A 15,420-nucleotide genomic window follows, 5' to 3' on the forward strand; every position below is an offset into this window, starting at 1 on the left:
ACGAAGTGATGAGACCCCGCAGGAGCTTGCGACGAGGAGGCTCAGCGCGGAGTCCGCGGAAAGCGTCCACTAAGTGCGGAGAATCCTATATGCATACAAAATTGAGTAAATATTCTTTTGTCTACAGTCTGAAACTGACAGCAGTTCTGCTGTCAGTTTTTCTATGTAATTACTGCCACAAGCGGACTACCGATGTTTGTCCATTAGTTATTTCCACTTTAAAAACGTCTGGGTTGGTCAATTTCCCCCATGCTGAAAAGTCATATTGAGAATCGATACTTTTTAACAGTAACCCTAGCAAGTTTCCATGAGTTACCGCAGCGGTACCATCTTTCATGTCCTGTAATGCTGCTATTGCACGAGTTGTTGCTTCTCTACCCGATTCGCCTCCAACAAACTTCAATTCCTCATCTTCGAATGACGCTTCTAGCTTCTCCATCCAATCTGACAAATCTTCCGAACTTAATATGCGTTCAGCTAAGCGACCATCAATCACAATCGGTAACCCCAATTGCTTAGCAGCCGGCTCGATAGACTGAATCGCTCGCATGAACGGACTTGAAACAAAATGAACAACTTTCCGTTGCTGAAAAAATTCCGCTAAATCCTTTGCCTGTTTTTTACCTATCTCTGTTAGCTCCGCTTCTGGCGCTTGGCCAGTTGCTTGGCAATGTCTAATTAGATAAATTGTTTTGTCCATCATTCTCCACCTTATTTCAATTGATATTTCTTAAACTAATTACATTAAGTATTTCTCGCTATATCACACATTCCCCAAATTACATTTTTTAACCTCAAAAAAACTCCCGAGCATAAGCTCAGGAGTCATAAATTATAATTTTTTCATCAAGTTTGCCATTTCAATAGCACCTGCTGCTGATTCCCAGCCTTTGTTGCCTGCTTTTGTGCCTGCACGTTCAATTGCTTGTTCGATCGAGTCTGTAGTTAACACACCAAAGATAACTGGGATATCTGCATGATCACTAGCTCTTGATACGCCTTTAGCCACTTCGCTGCAAACATAATCAAAATGAGGAGTTGCGCCTCTAATGACTGTCCCTAACGTAACGATGGCATCATAATTTCCACTCATCGCCATCTTTTTCGCGACAAGCGGAATTTCGAAAGCTCCAGGTACCCAAGCAATCGAAACATCGTCTTCTCCAACGCCATGACGTTTTAAAGCATCTTCTGCTCCACTTAATAATTTGCTTGTAATAAACTCATTAAAACGTCCAACTACTATCCCAATTCGTAAACCTTCACCGTTTAAATATCCTTCAAAATGTACAGTCATGCAATCCATCTCCTCTAGTAGATTAATAAGTTGTCATGTTTTGTTGTTTTTGTTGGTACGTTACTAAATCTTTAATCGTCAAAATACCAAGACCGAGACGTTCTGACACTTGTAACAAATCGTTAACACGCGCCATTGTGCCATCAGCATTCATAATTTCACATATAACTCCTGCTGGAGGTGAACCTGCAAGCTTCGCTAGATCCACAGCTGCTTCAGTATGTCCTGTTCGTTCAAGGACGCCACCATCTTTTGCGATCAAAGGAAAGATATGTCCTGGACGTTTAAAGTCAGTGGCCGTAGCATCTGGCTTCACTAAGCTAGTAATTGTATGAGAGCGTTCAAAAGCACTAATTCCTGTCGTCGTATCTTTATGATCCACACTGATTGTAAAAGCAGTACCATATTCATCTGTATTATGGTCCGTCATTAGACCAATTTGTAAGTTTTGGGCGATTGATTTTGCAATAGGTACACAGATCAAACCTCTTCCTTCGGTCGCCATCAAATTGACGATTTCAGGTGAAGCGAATTCTGCCAAAGCAACAAAATCGCCTTCATTTTCTCGATCTTCATCATCAATTACAATAATGGCTTTACCATTCTTTAAATCTTCAATGGCTTTTTCTACCGTGTAAAACATTTGTGTTGCGCCTCCTTTTAAAATCCGTTTTCTGCTAGCCAGCTTCTGCTAATTTTTGGTTCTGCTGTTTGAATTCGCTCGGTATACTTTGCCAATAAATCACATTCGATATTGACCTTTTCACCAATGCCTTTTTCTCCTAATAGCGAATCTTCTTGCGTCGTCGGAATAAGAGAAATCGTCACAGTATTATGGCTAACAGCAAAAATAGTCAAAGAAGTACCATCTACTGCGATTGATCCTTTTAGCATCATATACTTCATCAGCTGAGGCTCAAGCTCGATTGTTTTAGTGATCGCATTTGCTTCTTTTTTCACAGATCGGATAACGCCGACGCCATCAATATGTCCACTAACAAAATGACCGCCGAAACGTCCATTAGCTGGCATAGCGCGTTCAAGATTTACCCGGGAACCTGCTTTCAATTCCTTCATCGTTGAAGATTTGACCGTTTCCGGAATCACATCAACTGTGAAGGTACTAGAAGTAAAGGTCGATACAGTTAAACAAACTCCGTTAATGGAAATACTGTCTCCGCGCTTAACGTCTTCTAAAATCAGCGCACAGGAAATGGTTAACTCCATTGCTTGTGGCTTAGAGCGAACTGAGGCAACATGTCCAAGTTCTTCAACAATACCTGTAAACATTTAGGCACACTCCTCCAATCTGTTCGCTAAAGTGTATTCAATTGTGGTCTTACGAGTTTTCGGGTGCTTTCCACCATGGGGCGTATGGGTGGTGAGGAAAGAATATTTCAGAAGGGTTTGAATCCATAACACAATGTGCCCTGCTTCTTTATCAAGTTGGCCAGTCGGATGGCCATTTTTCGTACCTTGAAGAAGCTCGTTTTCCGCTGAGAGAATGAGCAGGGTTAAAGACCGTTGACTTGTATTTCCAGAGACTACTCCCTGATAAAGGTGTTTGGTCATACAAATTCCTCCTTTCAATTTCAACACATTGAAAAGAAGAGGCACATAACGAAGCCGATCTCTAAATTCTTCTCCCATCCAGACTGTAACTGTCGGTGCCGGAATTTCACCAGCTCCACCGTTTGGACGTTTAAAACATAGTGGCCTATGCTCTCCATCGTCCAACCGGGTCACGGACTTACAGTTTCCTGCTCACCGCCGGTAAGGAATTTCACCTTGCCCCGAAGAATTAGATTCGTAGTTTCGTCTTTTTAATAGTAGCATAGAAAGAAACTGAACCCTATAAATCAGACTGATTATTTTAAATTAAGAAGTTTTTTTCTAAAGGAGGAACTGAGATGCCCCATCATCAACAAGTAAAAGGCATAAACGTAGATGCTGAAACACGTTGTATTCATTACAACTCACCTATCGACCGAATTGCTATTAAGTTTTTCTGTTGCCAAGAATACTTCTCTTGTTTTGAATGTCATGAAGCTGAAGGTTGTAGGAAGCATCAAGTTTGGCCAATCGACCGCTTTCACGAAAAAGCTATATTATGTGGTACTTGCGGATATGAATTGACAATTACCGAGTATTTAAATTGTGCCTCGACTTGTCCATCTTGCTCTTCGGCGTTCAACCCGGGGTGTAATTTACACAAACACTTATATTTCGAGTAAACAAAAAACCAAGCAAAAGCATATTTGCTCTCACTTGGTTTTTCGGATAGATAAAGACATCACATAGTGCTCACCTTTGGTACGCATAATTCTTCTACCAGTATCTTCAAATCCCGCTTTTTGATATAACCGTTGAGCTGGTATGTTGCGTGCATTAACACCCAGCACTACTTCATCAAAATTCGAAAATGCCTCTTCCATAAATTCTGGTAGCGCATAAATTGATCCCGTTGCTATTCCTCTTCCTTGAAATTTCGGGTTAACCGAAAATCCTCTAAGCAATAAAGCCTTTGGATTATCAGAGTATTTCTTGCGGTCTTCTGATTCATCTAACTCAAAAAATCCAGCATCTTCTCCACGTGCTTTGATGATAATGAAATGCTTTAACGGATCACTAGCATCTTTTTCCACGATTTCTTTAGGTAAGCGTGTAAATTCCAATTGCTCGACTGGTAAATCATAATCTATTGAGCGTTTCGAAGAGTAACGATGCAATGTAACTTCCTTTTTTTTAATCATTAGAGGCTGCCTCCTTCTTTGCACTTACTATCAAGAGAATCAATCTTTATTCTCGTTTCAACGTCACTACAACAATTTCCGGACGATTGAAAATTCGGAGAGGAAAATTACTGTTGCCTAGGCCTCGACTGACGACCATTTGGGATTGACCTTTATCAAAAATTCCTTCTGTTACTTTTGGAAACCACCCTTGTCCTGGAGCATACAAACCACCAATGCCAGGAAGACGTACTTGGCCGCCGTGAGCATGTCCGGCAAAAACAATATCCACTTCAGCTTCTGCATAAGTAGATAAGTATTCGGGACGATGTACTAATAATAAAGTGAAATCATCGGTCAAACGAGCAGATTCAAGGTAATCATGCGTAACCTCGTCCCCATGTCTTGCAGGCTCACTTAGCGGATCGTCAATTCCTGCAATTTGAATCGTGTCATTACCCTTTTCCCACTCTACAGAATCATTTGCTAAGACGATCACACCTCGTTCTTGCAAAGCGGCTGTAATTTCTTCAACCTGATTGGAAGCTATTTCATGATTCCCAGTAACAAAATATACTTTACTCATTTTCACTATTTCATCTATCAACACTAAGCTCGCTGACAAATCATAGCGATTGCTGTCGATAAAGTCGCCTGTTAAAAAAACCGCATCGGGTTTAGCGGATTGTATTTTCTTTATTAAAGACGATTGATTTTTTCCAAAAGTCGCATTGTGTAAATCGGATATTTGGACAATTTTCGCCCCATCAAAAGCCTCAGGTAACTCTTCAGATACTACTGTATATTCGGTGGTTTCTAACCACTTATTACTGCTCCAAAAGATGCCCCATATGACTAGCGCGAACAAGATAATAATTACAAGCTTCTTCATAATCAACTAGCCTCTATTCGATTCTAATTTTGTTAACCACATCGTACATAAACCTTAATCATTACTGATTGTTTCGTTCGGTGCGACAATTTCTATTTTTAAGCGATCAGGTCCTTCAAAGAAAACCGCATAATAATCTGGTCCTCCCGCGTAAGGATGAAGATCTTGATATAAAATCCGGGCCCCTAATTGCTGCATTTTCTCCGTCATTTCGTCTACTTGCGCGCGTGACGATGCGTGAAATGCTAAATGATTCAACCCTGTTTCTTTGCGGTGATATGGACTTTGCAAAAACTTATCTTCTGTTTGCACAAAAACAAGATAAGTAGAACCTACCTTATAACTAAATCCCTCTTCCCATTCTTGAAACAACGAATAGCCAAGGGGTGGCAATAGTTTGCTGTAAAAATATTTGGCTTCTACCAAATTTGAAACGTTAAGCTCAACATGATGCAGCATATCCCCCAGCTCCTTTATGCTATTTTAACAGCTCAACCGAAGAAAAGCGTGAACTACCTAATCACACTCGGGATCATAAAACTTCAAACTAAACTTTGGTCTTTGCTTTATTTCTTTGAGCTGCCCAACTCCCTATAGCGAACAAAAGCAAGATAAGTAGAACCGCTATTCCAATAGCTCCCCACAAACCGCTACTGTCAGGAGCGCCTATTAACCATTCTAGTCCATATTGAGGGATTTTTCCGGGGGAAAAAGTCCAGTTCAGTCCAAGCAAACCATCAGTTAATTGGATAAGCAAATACGTGGCAAACGCAATTGCTGCAGCAAATCCGCTATTCGGTGAAATGGCACTCGCAACCAAGACAAGGGCCATAATAAAAAGCACCCATACACTATAAGTCCCCACCATTTGCAAAAATTTGATCAATTCTACTTCTCCAAAAAATAGGAATGTATAGTAATAGCCTGCCAGTAAACCGAGCCAGACACTGACTAGAGAAATAATTGATGCCATCGTCCATTTGCTTAAAAAATACGCTCTAAATGACAAGGGCCGAACATACAGCAAAGTGGCAGTCCCACTTTTCCGCTCTCCTGCTATTGTTCCCATATAAGCTAAAATCAGCACCGCTATTCCAATTGTTTGATATTGCTCCACAATTGCCGCCAACACCTGTTCTGGCATAGGCGTCGGTATTTCTAATACTGCACCTTCTGGTAAGCCTCCAGACGACTCAATAATTTGTGGAAGAAAATAACTCGTAGTAGGTTCTAGTATGCCCAAAAGAATGAAAATTGCTGGTATCCAGTATATTTTATAATTACGTATATTTTCTAGCTGCTCTTTTTTTAATAGCATAAAAAACTGGTTCATTTAGCAGCAACCACCTTTAGAAAGATTTCTTCCAAGGATGCATCTTGAAACTCGACTCCTACAATATCCTGTTTTTCAGTTGATAGGATATGAAGAACTTGTTGCATAGTTGGACCTGATTTAGAAACCGGTATTAGAACAAGGTTTTCTTCAACTTCACACTTCCATGTATGGCTGCCTACAAACTCTAACGCATGAGTATGGTTTCTGAATTTTATCTGGATACACGGGTCTGCATGTTTTTTCTTAACTTCCTTCAAAGAACCTTGCTCAATCAAACGTCCTTCTCTCATGAATAATAGCTGATCTGTCATTTCTTCCGCATCATTCAAAATATGAGTAGAATACAAAATGGTCGTATCTTGTTGTAACGATTTTAATAAATTCATGATTTCTCGACGTCCTGTTGGATCCAATGCTGAGATGGGTTCATCTAGTAAAAGTAAGTTAGGTCGGTGAACGATCGCTTGCGCAAGACCTAAGCGCTGCTTCATGCCTCCTGAAAAGCTGCCAATTTTTTTATGGAGAGCATTTTCAAGACCTACAAATTCTAAAGTTTTTATGGATTGCAACCTTGCTTGTTTTGCTTCAACACCACTTATTTTAGCTGCTAATTCTGTAAATTCAACTGCTGTCAGCCATGGGAAAAATTGAGGATATTGAGGAAGAAAACCAAGGGATACGTCTTTTTCCATTGTGATTTTTCCGCTCGTTGGAGATAACAAATTAGCCAACATCGACAAACTTGTCGTCTTCCCCGCACCATTTGGACCAATCAATGCTGTAGCAGTCCCTTTCTCTAATATGAAAGAAAGGTCTTCAACAACACTTTCTCCGCCATAGCGTTTTGTCAGCTTTTCAACTTCTAGGATATTCAATAATTTTTCCTCCCAATAACAAAGTATAGAATGGGACCAAGAATATTGATGACGACAATAATAATCCCCCACATCCACTTTGGTCCATTTGGATTAGGATTTTTCACTAAATCCACTAAAGCAAAAATCATTAAAGCAAGTTGAATAATAATAATTGGCACTAAAGCCATAATCATTGTAGTTTGATCCATTTCTGCTTCCCCCCTATACACTTCATTCTATCCCATTACCATTTTAACGATAAAAAAAGCTTTGTTAAAAAAGCCTTCTCGGTTTCTCCAATGCTCCACTGATTTATCTCTTTTTGCAAGCTATCTTTTGTACCGAAGCCTTTCACAAAACCATTTAATCGTGCAGCAAAAGTAGAGTCTACTAGCATTTCTTTATTTGGATAAAGTGCTGCGAGTTGATCAAGTGCTTTCGGGTAACGCTTTAAATAGTATTTTTGATGACGCTCTTCTGCCAAAGTAAACTGACTAAAAGGAGAAATCTCGGTTTCAATCGACTCACCTAGTTCTGTTTCCATTTCTTTTCGAATCGCCTCAATTACTTGTCGTTGTTGGTCGGTATGATAATGGACTAAAGAAATATATTGTCGTCCTTTGTAATTATCGCGATTTGGGTAATGATTTCGCCAAAATTCCTTTAGTATATTTGCGTAGCTGATTACCTGCGGGTCATATTCGATTTGGATAGTTTCTGTATGGTCGCCCATCGTTCGGTAACTAGGCGTTGGGGTGGTTCCACCTGCAAACCCCACCCGTGTTCGCAGAATACCTGCCATACTCCCAAACCGCGCGTCCGGACCCCAAAAACAGCCCATTCCAAAAGTTGCTAGTTCCAAATTTTCTTCACTTAAATAAATTCCTTTTTCAATTGTTTCGATGGTCATTTGTTGATGTGTCATCACGACAATCTCCTTCCCCGAAAATCCCGTAGCAAATACTATACAGCTTGCTGTTTTCCACTTAAAATTACTGTAACAAGACCTCTCAGAAAATGCATGATTTAAACACTGCTTTGCTTATTATTTCCGTAACAAAAGAAAGTAGGGAAAGAAGATGGAAAATCGTAGAAAAGAGATTATTGCTTATTTCAGAGAAATGGATCGCAGCTATTTTATGGATTCCAATAAAGATCTTGCGTCATTTGATCATGCCCTTCCCATTGGATTTGAACAAACCATCTCACAGCCATCTCTTGTTCTTGAAATGACCCTAGCACTCGATCTTCGGCCAACTGATAAAGTGTTAGAAGTAGGAACAGGTTCCGGTTTTCAAACTACATTACTGGCTATTTTCTCAGGAGCGGTCTACACCATTGAAAGAATTGAAGAATTACACAATCGCGCAAAAGAGCGGGTAGCTCAATTAAACATCCACAATATCCATTTCAAATTAGGTGATGGCAGCGAAGGTTGGCAAGAACATGCGCCTTTCGATCGCATTATGGTCACAGCCGCAGCTTCTGAAGTTCCTACAGAATTGCTTGACCAATTAAATAATGATGGGAAAATGGTTATCCCTGTTGGGAACTCCTTTAACCAAGAACTGCTCTTAATCGAAAAAGATCATAGCGGAAAACTTCATACAACATCTTTAAACAAAGTATTATTCGTTCCGTTAAAAGGAAAATATGAAATTTAATCAAAAAAGGGGCAAGCTCATTTTTTTGAGCTTGCCCCTTTTTTTGTCTACTTACTTTTTCGAAATGTCTTCAAATTCTTTCGCAATTCGTTCTAACGCTTCTTGAATAAGCGGACGCGGAGAAGGGGTACAGATTCGCTGAAAGAATTCTCCTTCTTCCCCAAACATACTGCCATCTTCTAACAAGACATTGGCTTTATTGTAAATGCGGTCGTGAATTTCCTCCGCCGAGATGCCATAACCACTAAAGTCTAGCCACATAATATACGTACCTTCTGGTATCGCTACGTTAACTTCTGGCATATTTTCTGCTAAAAATTCCTTTATATACGTCATCGTGCCATCTACATAGTCCTTTAGTTGTTCTAACCAATCTTCACCTTCGTTATAAACAGCAATTAATGCCGCAATAGCAAACGGAGACGCTAGTTGCATGCCCATTTCAGTAGAAAATTTAGTTCGCAGCTCTTCATCAGAGATAATGACATTGGTGCAATGAAGCCCAGCAACATTAAAGGTTTTATTGATGGCTGTGCACGTAATGATATGATCTTTATGCTCTGCCACTTTTGCCATTGGCACAAATTTTTCACCACGACGAAGCAAATCTCCATGAATTTCATCTGCAACAATTAAGACATTGTGTTTATGACAAATAGCTGCCATTTTTTTCAATTCGTCTTCATTGAAATTCCGACCAGTTGGGTTATGTGGATTGCACAGTATAAACATTTTCGTTTTGTCATCTTGTGCTTTTGCTTCAAAATCTTCAAAGTCGATTGAATAATAGCCGCTGTCATCTTTTTTCAATGCATTATTAACTACGTGCCGATTATTGCCTTCAATTACAGAAGTAAAGGGAGGATAGACAGGACGTTGAATCATGATGCCGTCTTCCGCATTTGTAAATGCTTTAACTGCAATACTCAATGCATGAACAGTCCCTGGGCTATAGACAATATGCTCTTTTTCTATGGTCCAGTCATGGCGTTTTTGCATCCATGCTTGAATCGCATCAAAATATTCATCTGGAAAAACAGAATAGCCGTATATACGATGATCGACTGTTTTATGCAATGCATCGACTAATGGTTGAGGTACTGGTAAATCCATATCTGCCGTAAATAATGGAATGGTATCTTCATCATACCTTTCTGTCAGACCAAATTGTTTGATCAATTCTTCCCCGTCCCACTTCAAGGAATAAGTACCTCTTCTATTAATAATTTCATCAAAATTGTAATTCATGCGAAACTCCCTTTCTTCCAAATTATTTACTTTGCTCTCTCATTGATTATTCAAGAGAGACCGGGGTTATTGCAACCAAATGAACTTCAGAATTCCATTTTCAATTTACCGTCTTCAAGTATCAATTTGGCATTGAATTTCTTGCCATTTTTCGAAACGAAGCCTTTAATGACTGGCGTCTTGCCTTTTGTACACAAATACTCGATTTGCTTGGCTGTTAGTCGTTTTTTCAAGAACGTCGCAGGAAAAGATTGCTTGCAGCCATTCGCATATTCTGTGCAATTATAAGAACCTCTTCTTGAGACAATCATGCCTGTTTTGCACCTTGGGCAAAGCGCGATTTCATCTTTGGCATCAGGCATTGCTAGTTGCGCTGGCAATCCGTTTTGCTGCATTTGAGCTGGTACTTCGTCGAGCAGCTTTTGAATAAATTTGCCGATAGTTGCTAAAAATACTTCAGCGGATCCTTCTCCGCGCCCAATTTTCTTTAAATACGTTTCCCATTTTGCCGTCATCGATGGACTGGACAATAAATTCCCTTCGATAGACTGGCATAGAATACGCCCTTTTCCCGTAATAGAAACAATGTTTTTCGTGACTGAAATGTATTCATGACGCTTGATCGTTTCAATAATGCCACTTCTTGTCGCTTCTGTGCCGAGTCCTTCAATTTCTTTCAAAATTTCGGTATCTTCTACGTCTTCAACAAGCTTCCCGCATGTCTTCATCATGGCGATTAGTTGCCCTTCTGTATAAGGCTTTGGCGGAGTCGTCATACTTTCTTTTATGTCAATTTTGCTCTTAACAGGCTCTTGCTCACGCAATTCCGGCAATGAAGGCTCTTGCTTCGCTTCTTTAGAAACGGCAAACAGCTCTTTCCAGCCTTTATCAAGCTCTGTTTTTCCGGTTGTGAAAAATGGTAAGCCTTTAACTTCTGTCGTCACTTTTGTTTCTGCATATCGATAATCTTTATGAAACATCGCCAATGTCGTCCGCAACACTTCTTCATACAAATTGCGCTCGTCTTTCGCTAACCCTTCGATTTTGCGTGCTGTCGGTATTGTTTTTGTTGGAATGATCGCATAATGTTCCTGAACTTTAGAACTGTCCACAAAGCGCTTTTTAGGCGCTTTTGACGCGATTGGAAACTGTGCATTGATGATTTGTTGGTATTTCTCTACTTGTCCTGCCAAATAACTAAATTCACCAAGTGTAATATGTTGTGTGTCGGTTCTTGGGTAACTAACCAGTTTTTTCTCGTATAGACCTTGCATGACAGATAAAACTTTTGCCGGACTGTATTTCCACTTGCGATTGGCCGCTGCCTGCAAAGTAGATAACGAGTGCAACTGCGGAGGCGGCGTGCGCTTTTCTGTCGTCTTAACCTGTGTCACAACACCCTCTTCTTTTGCTCCAATCGTATGCTTAACGAGCAATTCCTCTGCTTCTTTACGCTCTTTTGCACGCAACTTCACTTTGCCTTTATAACGTCCTTTTTCTGCAACAAACAACCCTTCGATTTCATAAAAAGGTTCTGGTACAAACGCTTCAATTTCTTTTTCGCGTTGGTAAATCAAAAAAACAGTGGGCGTCTGAACTCGCCCTATCGCAAATACTTCGCGTATGCCTTTTTCTTGAAGCAATAACGAATACAAACGAGATCCATTCATACCGACAAGCCAATCGCTAATTTGACGCGCTTTTGCTTCTTGGTACAATAATAAGTCTTGCTGATTGTCACGCAGTTCTTGAAAACCTTTTCTGACTTCATCTGCTTCTAGTGAGTTTATCCATAAGCGTTTTATTTTTTTGTTCTTGGCACCTGTATGATAGTAGATGCTATAAAATATATTAGAGCCTTCCCGGTCAACATCGCATGCATTAATGACCGTATCGGTTTGAAATATCAACTTTTTAATGATGCCAAATTGCTGTGCTTTGCCTCGCGCTATTTGAAACTGATAATTGCTAGGCAAAATCGGCAACGCAGACAATGACCACTTACCCCATTTCGGATCATAAGCTTTTGGTTCTTTTAACTCCACAAGATGTCCAATTCCCCACGTGATATATGCGCCTTCTGGAAAAATTGGGTCTGGTGCAATTTCAATAAAACCATCACGTTTCGTGGACTTGAACGCTTCAGCATAGGCCTTTGCTTGGCTTGGTTTTTCAGCGAGTATCACTGGTTTCATGTGCGTCTTCCTTTCTTTTTGACCTTACTCTTATTGTACCCCTACAATAGAAGAATCAAAGCAAAAAGACAATTTCCTAAAAAATGCGGTATAGTAGATTTTAAACCAAAGAGATACAGACAAAGGAGTCGTTCACATTGAATAGTAAAACGGCTTTACTAGCAGGAGCTAGCGGATTGGTCGGCAATGAATTGCTTCATATCCTTTTAAACAGTGCACAGTATAGTCACGTTAAAATTTTGGTTCGCCACCCTCTCGAAATCACACATGAAAAACTTGAACAAGTGACCATTGATTTCGATAAACTGGACGAATACGCCCAACACTTTGATGTAGATTATGTTTATTGCTGTCTTGGCACAACTATTAAAAAAGCGGGGTCACAAGAAGCATTCAAAAAAGTCGATTATGACTATCCTCTTAAAATGGCTGAATTGGCTGCATCCCAGCAGACAAAGAACTTCTTAGTCATTACAGCATTAGGTGCAGACTCTACTTCCAAAGTTTTTTATAGCCGCACTAAAGGTCAACTGCAGTTGCGGTTAAAGAAAACAGGTTTGATTGCACTCCATATTTTCCAGCCTTCTTTACTGCTAGGTGAGCGCAAAGAATTTCGGTTAGGTGAAAAATTCGCAACGATACTAAGTCCAGTAATCAGTATTTTAATGCGAGGAAAAATGAAAAAATATAAGCCTGTTGAAGCTAAAAATGTAGCATTAGCAATGTATGAGGTGGCTCAAATCGAGCGCACTGGAAACTACACTTATCCATCCGACCGAATCGAAATCATAAGTAGGAAAAGCTTTGAAATATAAAAGAGGACGCCTTTAAAGGCGTCCTCTTCACATTAAAGAATATCTGTCCAGATTTTAATAGCTGTACCTAAGATCAATAAAGCCAAAATCCATTGAAGATATTTCGTATTCATTTTTTGTCCTAACTTAGCTCCAAGTGGTGCTGCAAGAAGACTTGCAACAATCATGATAGATGCCGGACCGTATAAAATCTGATCCGTAACAATTTTACCAATTGTCGCACCTATTGATGATAAGAACGTAATGGCAAGCGATGTCGCAATGGTCATTCGCGTTGGGATTTTCAGTACAATCAGCATTATCGGTACTAAAATAAAGGCCCCTGCTGCTCCTACAATTCCGGCTGCAATTCCGACAGCAAACGCTAATCCGGCTGCTAACCATTTGTTGTACGTAACTTGATCAAGCGGAATATCATCCACGCCTTTTTTAGGCATGAACATCATGACTACAGCAATTGTTGCCAATACGGCATAAACAATATTGATGGCTTGCTCAGACAATAATGTTGAACCATAACCCCCGATAAAGCTACCTACTAAAATGGCACTACCCATGTAAGCAATCAATGTTTTGTTTAAATAACCGCTACCACGATATGCCCATACTCCGGCGATAGTCGCAAAAAAGACTTGGATGGCACTAATGCCTGATACTTCATGCGCACTAAAAGCCGTATAACCCAGCATTACTGGTATATAAAGTAACATCGGATACTTGATAATCGAACCGCCGATTCCCACCATTCCGGAAATAAAAGAACCAACAAAGCCTATGATAAATATAACAATGATAAAATCTATGCTCATTTTACATCACCTTTCAAAAAGGGAAAAGGGCATCGTTACGATACCCTTTAATCCGACTTTTAGCCTTTCTTAATCCAGAATGTAAAAACATCACTATCTTCTCGTGAATCCAACATTTCGTGACCGCCCGATTTTGCCCATGCAACTAAATCTGCTTTTGCGCCTTTATCAGTTGCCAAAATTTCAAGTACCTGTCCACTTTCCATTTCTTTCATTTGTTTTCTTGTTTTTACAATCGGCATTGGGCATGCTAGCCCTTTTGCGTCCAATACTTTATCTGCATTCATCAAAATCTCTCCTTTGAGTTGTTGTACTATTGATTATTCTACTTTAAGCTATTCCACAAACTAGCCCTGCCTTCCTGCGAGCTTGTAGGAATCTCTACTATTCTGTTCGATACCTATTTTTTTGGCTATTCAACCTATAATTTTTACTTAACGAACTGCACAGCGATTTGGTCCAATTTCCATTTCACGCTGTATTTCATCATCTGGTGTAATCTGACCCATATTTGTTTTGCGAATATCTTGGTATGCATTCGGTTGCGGTGGTAAGTTTTTCGTGACCATATCACGAAATTCTTGTTCGTCCGAAATATTCAATCCGTGGTTTTCTTTAAATAAGTCGCCAAGTTTTTTAGCCACACTACCGTCTTCATTTAATTCATCAATAATCATGAAATGAGCTGGAAGAACAATAAGTTCATTTGCTAAATCCTGATAACGTGAGTAAAGAGATTCTCTCAAATCGCCTACCCAGTCCTCAGCAAGCCCCGCAAGATCTGGACGTCCAATTGAATCGATGAACAGAATGTCACCAGTCAACAAGTACTTGCTATCTACGATAAACGAAGTAGAGCCGATTGTGTGCCCTGGTGAATAAAGAGCTTCAATTTCAAGTTTCGAATTTCCAATGGCCACTTCGAGACCATTTTCTAGAGCCCCGTATTCAAATACAACACCTTCTGCATCTTTTGGTGGCAAGTAATACGTTGCGCCTGTCGCTTCTGCAATTGCACGGCCGCCAGAAATATGATCGGCGTGTAAGTGTGTATCAAAAACGTGTTTAATTGTTGCGCCTTTTTCCTGCGCGAAGTCCAAGAAGATATTTGCCATGCGAGTTGCATCAACTACAGCGGCTTCTCCTTCAGAGATTACCATATAAGACAGGCAACCCTTACCAAGACGTACAAATTGATATAATTCGCCGCCGTTGCTCAATTCACCGACTTTTACTGGTTCCAGATGCTCACTCCAGGCTTTCATACCACCTTGAAGATACGCTGCTCGAACACCTTCTTCTGACAGCATTTCTGCTATCATAATCGAAGATCCTTCTTTTGCACAGACGACTAAAATGTCTCTGTCTGTTGGCAATTCTGAAACCACTTCTTCGACGCCGTCCAATAAATCGAAATAAGGTGTATTCAAATATTGGATATTTCCACCTTCAATTTTCCAATCCGCGAAGGCATCGCCATTTCGTACATCTAAGATGAACAATGGCTGATTATTTACTACTTTTTTTGCTACTTCACTTGCTGTCATTGCTGTTACCGTCATACAAAATTACCTC

The 15,420-nt window shown here is 40.0% G+C and carries 19 protein-coding genes, 1 pseudogene and 1 riboswitch; of the genes and pseudogenes, 3 read left to right on the forward strand and 17 right to left on the reverse strand.

The features are described from left to right. Positions 1-169: 169 nt before the first annotated feature. The 5 genes and pseudogenes from BBI08_RS14720 to BBI08_RS14740 all read right to left on the reverse strand — a co-directional run bounded on the left by BBI08_RS14720 (position 170) and on the right by BBI08_RS14740 (position 2,869). Positions 170-700 carry a histidine phosphatase family protein gene (locus BBI08_RS14720; RefSeq protein ID WP_065528276.1) on the reverse strand — a complete coding sequence of 177 codons (531 nt, stop codon included), beginning with the start codon at positions 698-700 and terminating at the stop codon, positions 170-172. A 132-nt stretch (positions 701-832) separates the two neighbouring features. Then, on the reverse strand, positions 833-1,297 hold the full coding sequence (gene ribH / locus BBI08_RS14725; RefSeq protein ID WP_008432128.1) for a 6,7-dimethyl-8-ribityllumazine synthase: 465 nt from the start codon (positions 1,295-1,297) through the stop codon (positions 833-835). A 34-nt stretch (positions 1,298-1,331) separates the two neighbouring features. After that, positions 1,332-1,940, reverse strand: a pseudogene (gene ribB, locus BBI08_RS14730) (3,4-dihydroxy-2-butanone-4-phosphate synthase); the annotation flags it as partial. Positions 1,941-1,957: 17 nt separating this feature from the next. Beyond that, positions 1,958-2,587 carry a riboflavin synthase gene (ribE, locus tag BBI08_RS14735; RefSeq protein ID WP_008498392.1) on the reverse strand — a complete coding sequence of 210 codons (630 nt, stop codon included), beginning with the start codon at positions 2,585-2,587 and terminating at the stop codon, positions 1,958-1,960. After that, the gene (locus BBI08_RS14740) at positions 2,588-2,869 is read right to left on the reverse strand and encodes a hypothetical protein (RefSeq protein WP_065528277.1); all 282 of its coding nucleotides are present in this window, start codon (positions 2,867-2,869) and stop codon (positions 2,588-2,590) included. Positions 2,870-2,931: 62 nt separating this feature from the next. Next, a riboswitch (FMN riboswitch) is annotated at positions 2,932-3,102 on the reverse strand. Between the two features lie 105 nt (positions 3,103-3,207). Between BBI08_RS14740 and BBI08_RS16935 the strand changes: the two genes are divergently transcribed. Further along, the gene (locus BBI08_RS16935; protein ID WP_082226470.1) at positions 3,208-3,531 is read left to right on the forward strand and encodes a CHY zinc finger protein; all 324 of its coding nucleotides are present in this window, start codon (positions 3,208-3,210) and stop codon (positions 3,529-3,531) included. A gap of 30 nt (positions 3,532-3,561) precedes the next feature. Here the strand turns inward: BBI08_RS16935 and BBI08_RS14750 are convergent, their stop codons facing one another. The 7 genes from BBI08_RS14750 to msrA form a co-directional block, all read right to left on the reverse strand. Further along, entirely contained in the window at positions 3,562-4,050 is a 489-nt protein-coding gene (locus BBI08_RS14750; RefSeq protein ID WP_065528278.1) for a GNAT family N-acetyltransferase, read from the reverse strand. A gap of 46 nt (positions 4,051-4,096) precedes the next feature. Beyond that, positions 4,097-4,921 carry a metallophosphoesterase gene (locus BBI08_RS14755; protein WP_008498388.1) on the reverse strand — a complete coding sequence of 275 codons (825 nt, stop codon included), beginning with the start codon at positions 4,919-4,921 and terminating at the stop codon, positions 4,097-4,099. 54 nt (positions 4,922-4,975) lie between these two features. Further along, complete coding sequence (locus BBI08_RS14760; RefSeq protein ID WP_008498387.1) at positions 4,976-5,380, reverse strand: VOC family protein; 405 nt, start codon at positions 5,378-5,380, stop codon at positions 4,976-4,978. Positions 5,381-5,468: 88 nt separating this feature from the next. Beyond that, positions 5,469-6,254 (reverse strand): ABC transporter permease, encoded by a 786-nt coding sequence (locus BBI08_RS14765; RefSeq protein WP_065528279.1) that lies wholly within the window; start codon positions 6,252-6,254, stop codon positions 5,469-5,471. Then, a complete protein-coding gene (locus tag BBI08_RS14770) occupies positions 6,251-7,132 on the reverse strand; it encodes an ABC transporter ATP-binding protein (protein WP_008498385.1) in 882 nt (293 codons plus the stop codon). The genes BBI08_RS14765 and BBI08_RS14770 overlap by 4 nt, the downstream gene beginning before the upstream one ends. After that, the gene (locus BBI08_RS14775; RefSeq protein WP_008498384.1) at positions 7,129-7,323 is read right to left on the reverse strand and encodes a PLD nuclease N-terminal domain-containing protein; all 195 of its coding nucleotides are present in this window, start codon (positions 7,321-7,323) and stop codon (positions 7,129-7,131) included. The genes BBI08_RS14770 and BBI08_RS14775 overlap by 4 nt, the downstream gene beginning before the upstream one ends. 35 nt (positions 7,324-7,358) lie before the next feature. After that, positions 7,359-8,039 carry a peptide-methionine (S)-S-oxide reductase MsrA gene (gene msrA / locus BBI08_RS14780; RefSeq protein WP_008498383.1) on the reverse strand — a complete coding sequence of 227 codons (681 nt, stop codon included), beginning with the start codon at positions 8,037-8,039 and terminating at the stop codon, positions 7,359-7,361. 154 nt (positions 8,040-8,193) lie between these two features. On the opposite strand from msrA, the gene BBI08_RS14785 reads away from it, so the two are divergent. Continuing rightward, on the forward strand, positions 8,194-8,778 hold the full coding sequence (locus BBI08_RS14785; RefSeq protein WP_008498382.1) for a protein-L-isoaspartate(D-aspartate) O-methyltransferase: 585 nt from the start codon (positions 8,194-8,196) through the stop codon (positions 8,776-8,778). A 51-nt stretch (positions 8,779-8,829) separates the two neighbouring features. On the opposite strand, the gene BBI08_RS14790 is transcribed toward BBI08_RS14785, so the two are convergent. Together BBI08_RS14790 and BBI08_RS14795 are read right to left on the reverse strand one after the other, a co-directional pair. Continuing rightward, positions 8,830-10,026: a MalY/PatB family protein gene (locus BBI08_RS14790; RefSeq protein ID WP_040850989.1), complete on the reverse strand. Its 1,197-nt coding sequence runs from the start codon at positions 10,024-10,026 to the stop codon at positions 8,830-8,832. Between the two features lie 86 nt (positions 10,027-10,112). Beyond that, a complete protein-coding gene (locus BBI08_RS14795) occupies positions 10,113-12,221 on the reverse strand; it encodes a type IA DNA topoisomerase (protein ID WP_065528280.1) in 2,109 nt (702 codons plus the stop codon). A gap of 137 nt (positions 12,222-12,358) precedes the next feature. Here BBI08_RS14795 and BBI08_RS14800 point away from each other — a divergent pair, with 137 nt between their 5' ends. Next, entirely contained in the window at positions 12,359-13,036 is a 678-nt protein-coding gene (locus BBI08_RS14800) for an NAD(P)H-binding protein (RefSeq protein ID WP_008498380.1), read from the forward strand. Between the two features lie 32 nt (positions 13,037-13,068). Here BBI08_RS14800 and BBI08_RS14805 read toward each other — a convergent pair whose 3' ends face one another. The 3 genes from BBI08_RS14805 to BBI08_RS14815 form a co-directional block, all read right to left on the reverse strand. Next, the gene (locus BBI08_RS14805) at positions 13,069-13,845 is read right to left on the reverse strand and encodes a sulfite exporter TauE/SafE family protein (protein WP_008498379.1); all 777 of its coding nucleotides are present in this window, start codon (positions 13,843-13,845) and stop codon (positions 13,069-13,071) included. Positions 13,846-13,904: 59 nt separating this feature from the next. Continuing rightward, positions 13,905-14,132 carry a sulfurtransferase TusA family protein gene (locus BBI08_RS14810; RefSeq protein WP_008498378.1) on the reverse strand — a complete coding sequence of 76 codons (228 nt, stop codon included), beginning with the start codon at positions 14,130-14,132 and terminating at the stop codon, positions 13,905-13,907. Between the two features lie 147 nt (positions 14,133-14,279). Continuing rightward, positions 14,280-15,407, reverse strand: a complete 1,128-nt coding sequence (locus BBI08_RS14815; protein ID WP_008498377.1) for an MBL fold metallo-hydrolase — start codon at positions 15,405-15,407, stop codon at positions 14,280-14,282. Positions 15,408-15,420: the final 13 nt, after the last annotated feature.

This window comes from Planococcus halocryophilus, from assembly GCF_001687585.2.
GTDB classification, from domain to species: Bacteria; Bacillota; Bacilli; order Bacillales_A; family Planococcaceae; genus Planococcus; species Planococcus halocryophilus.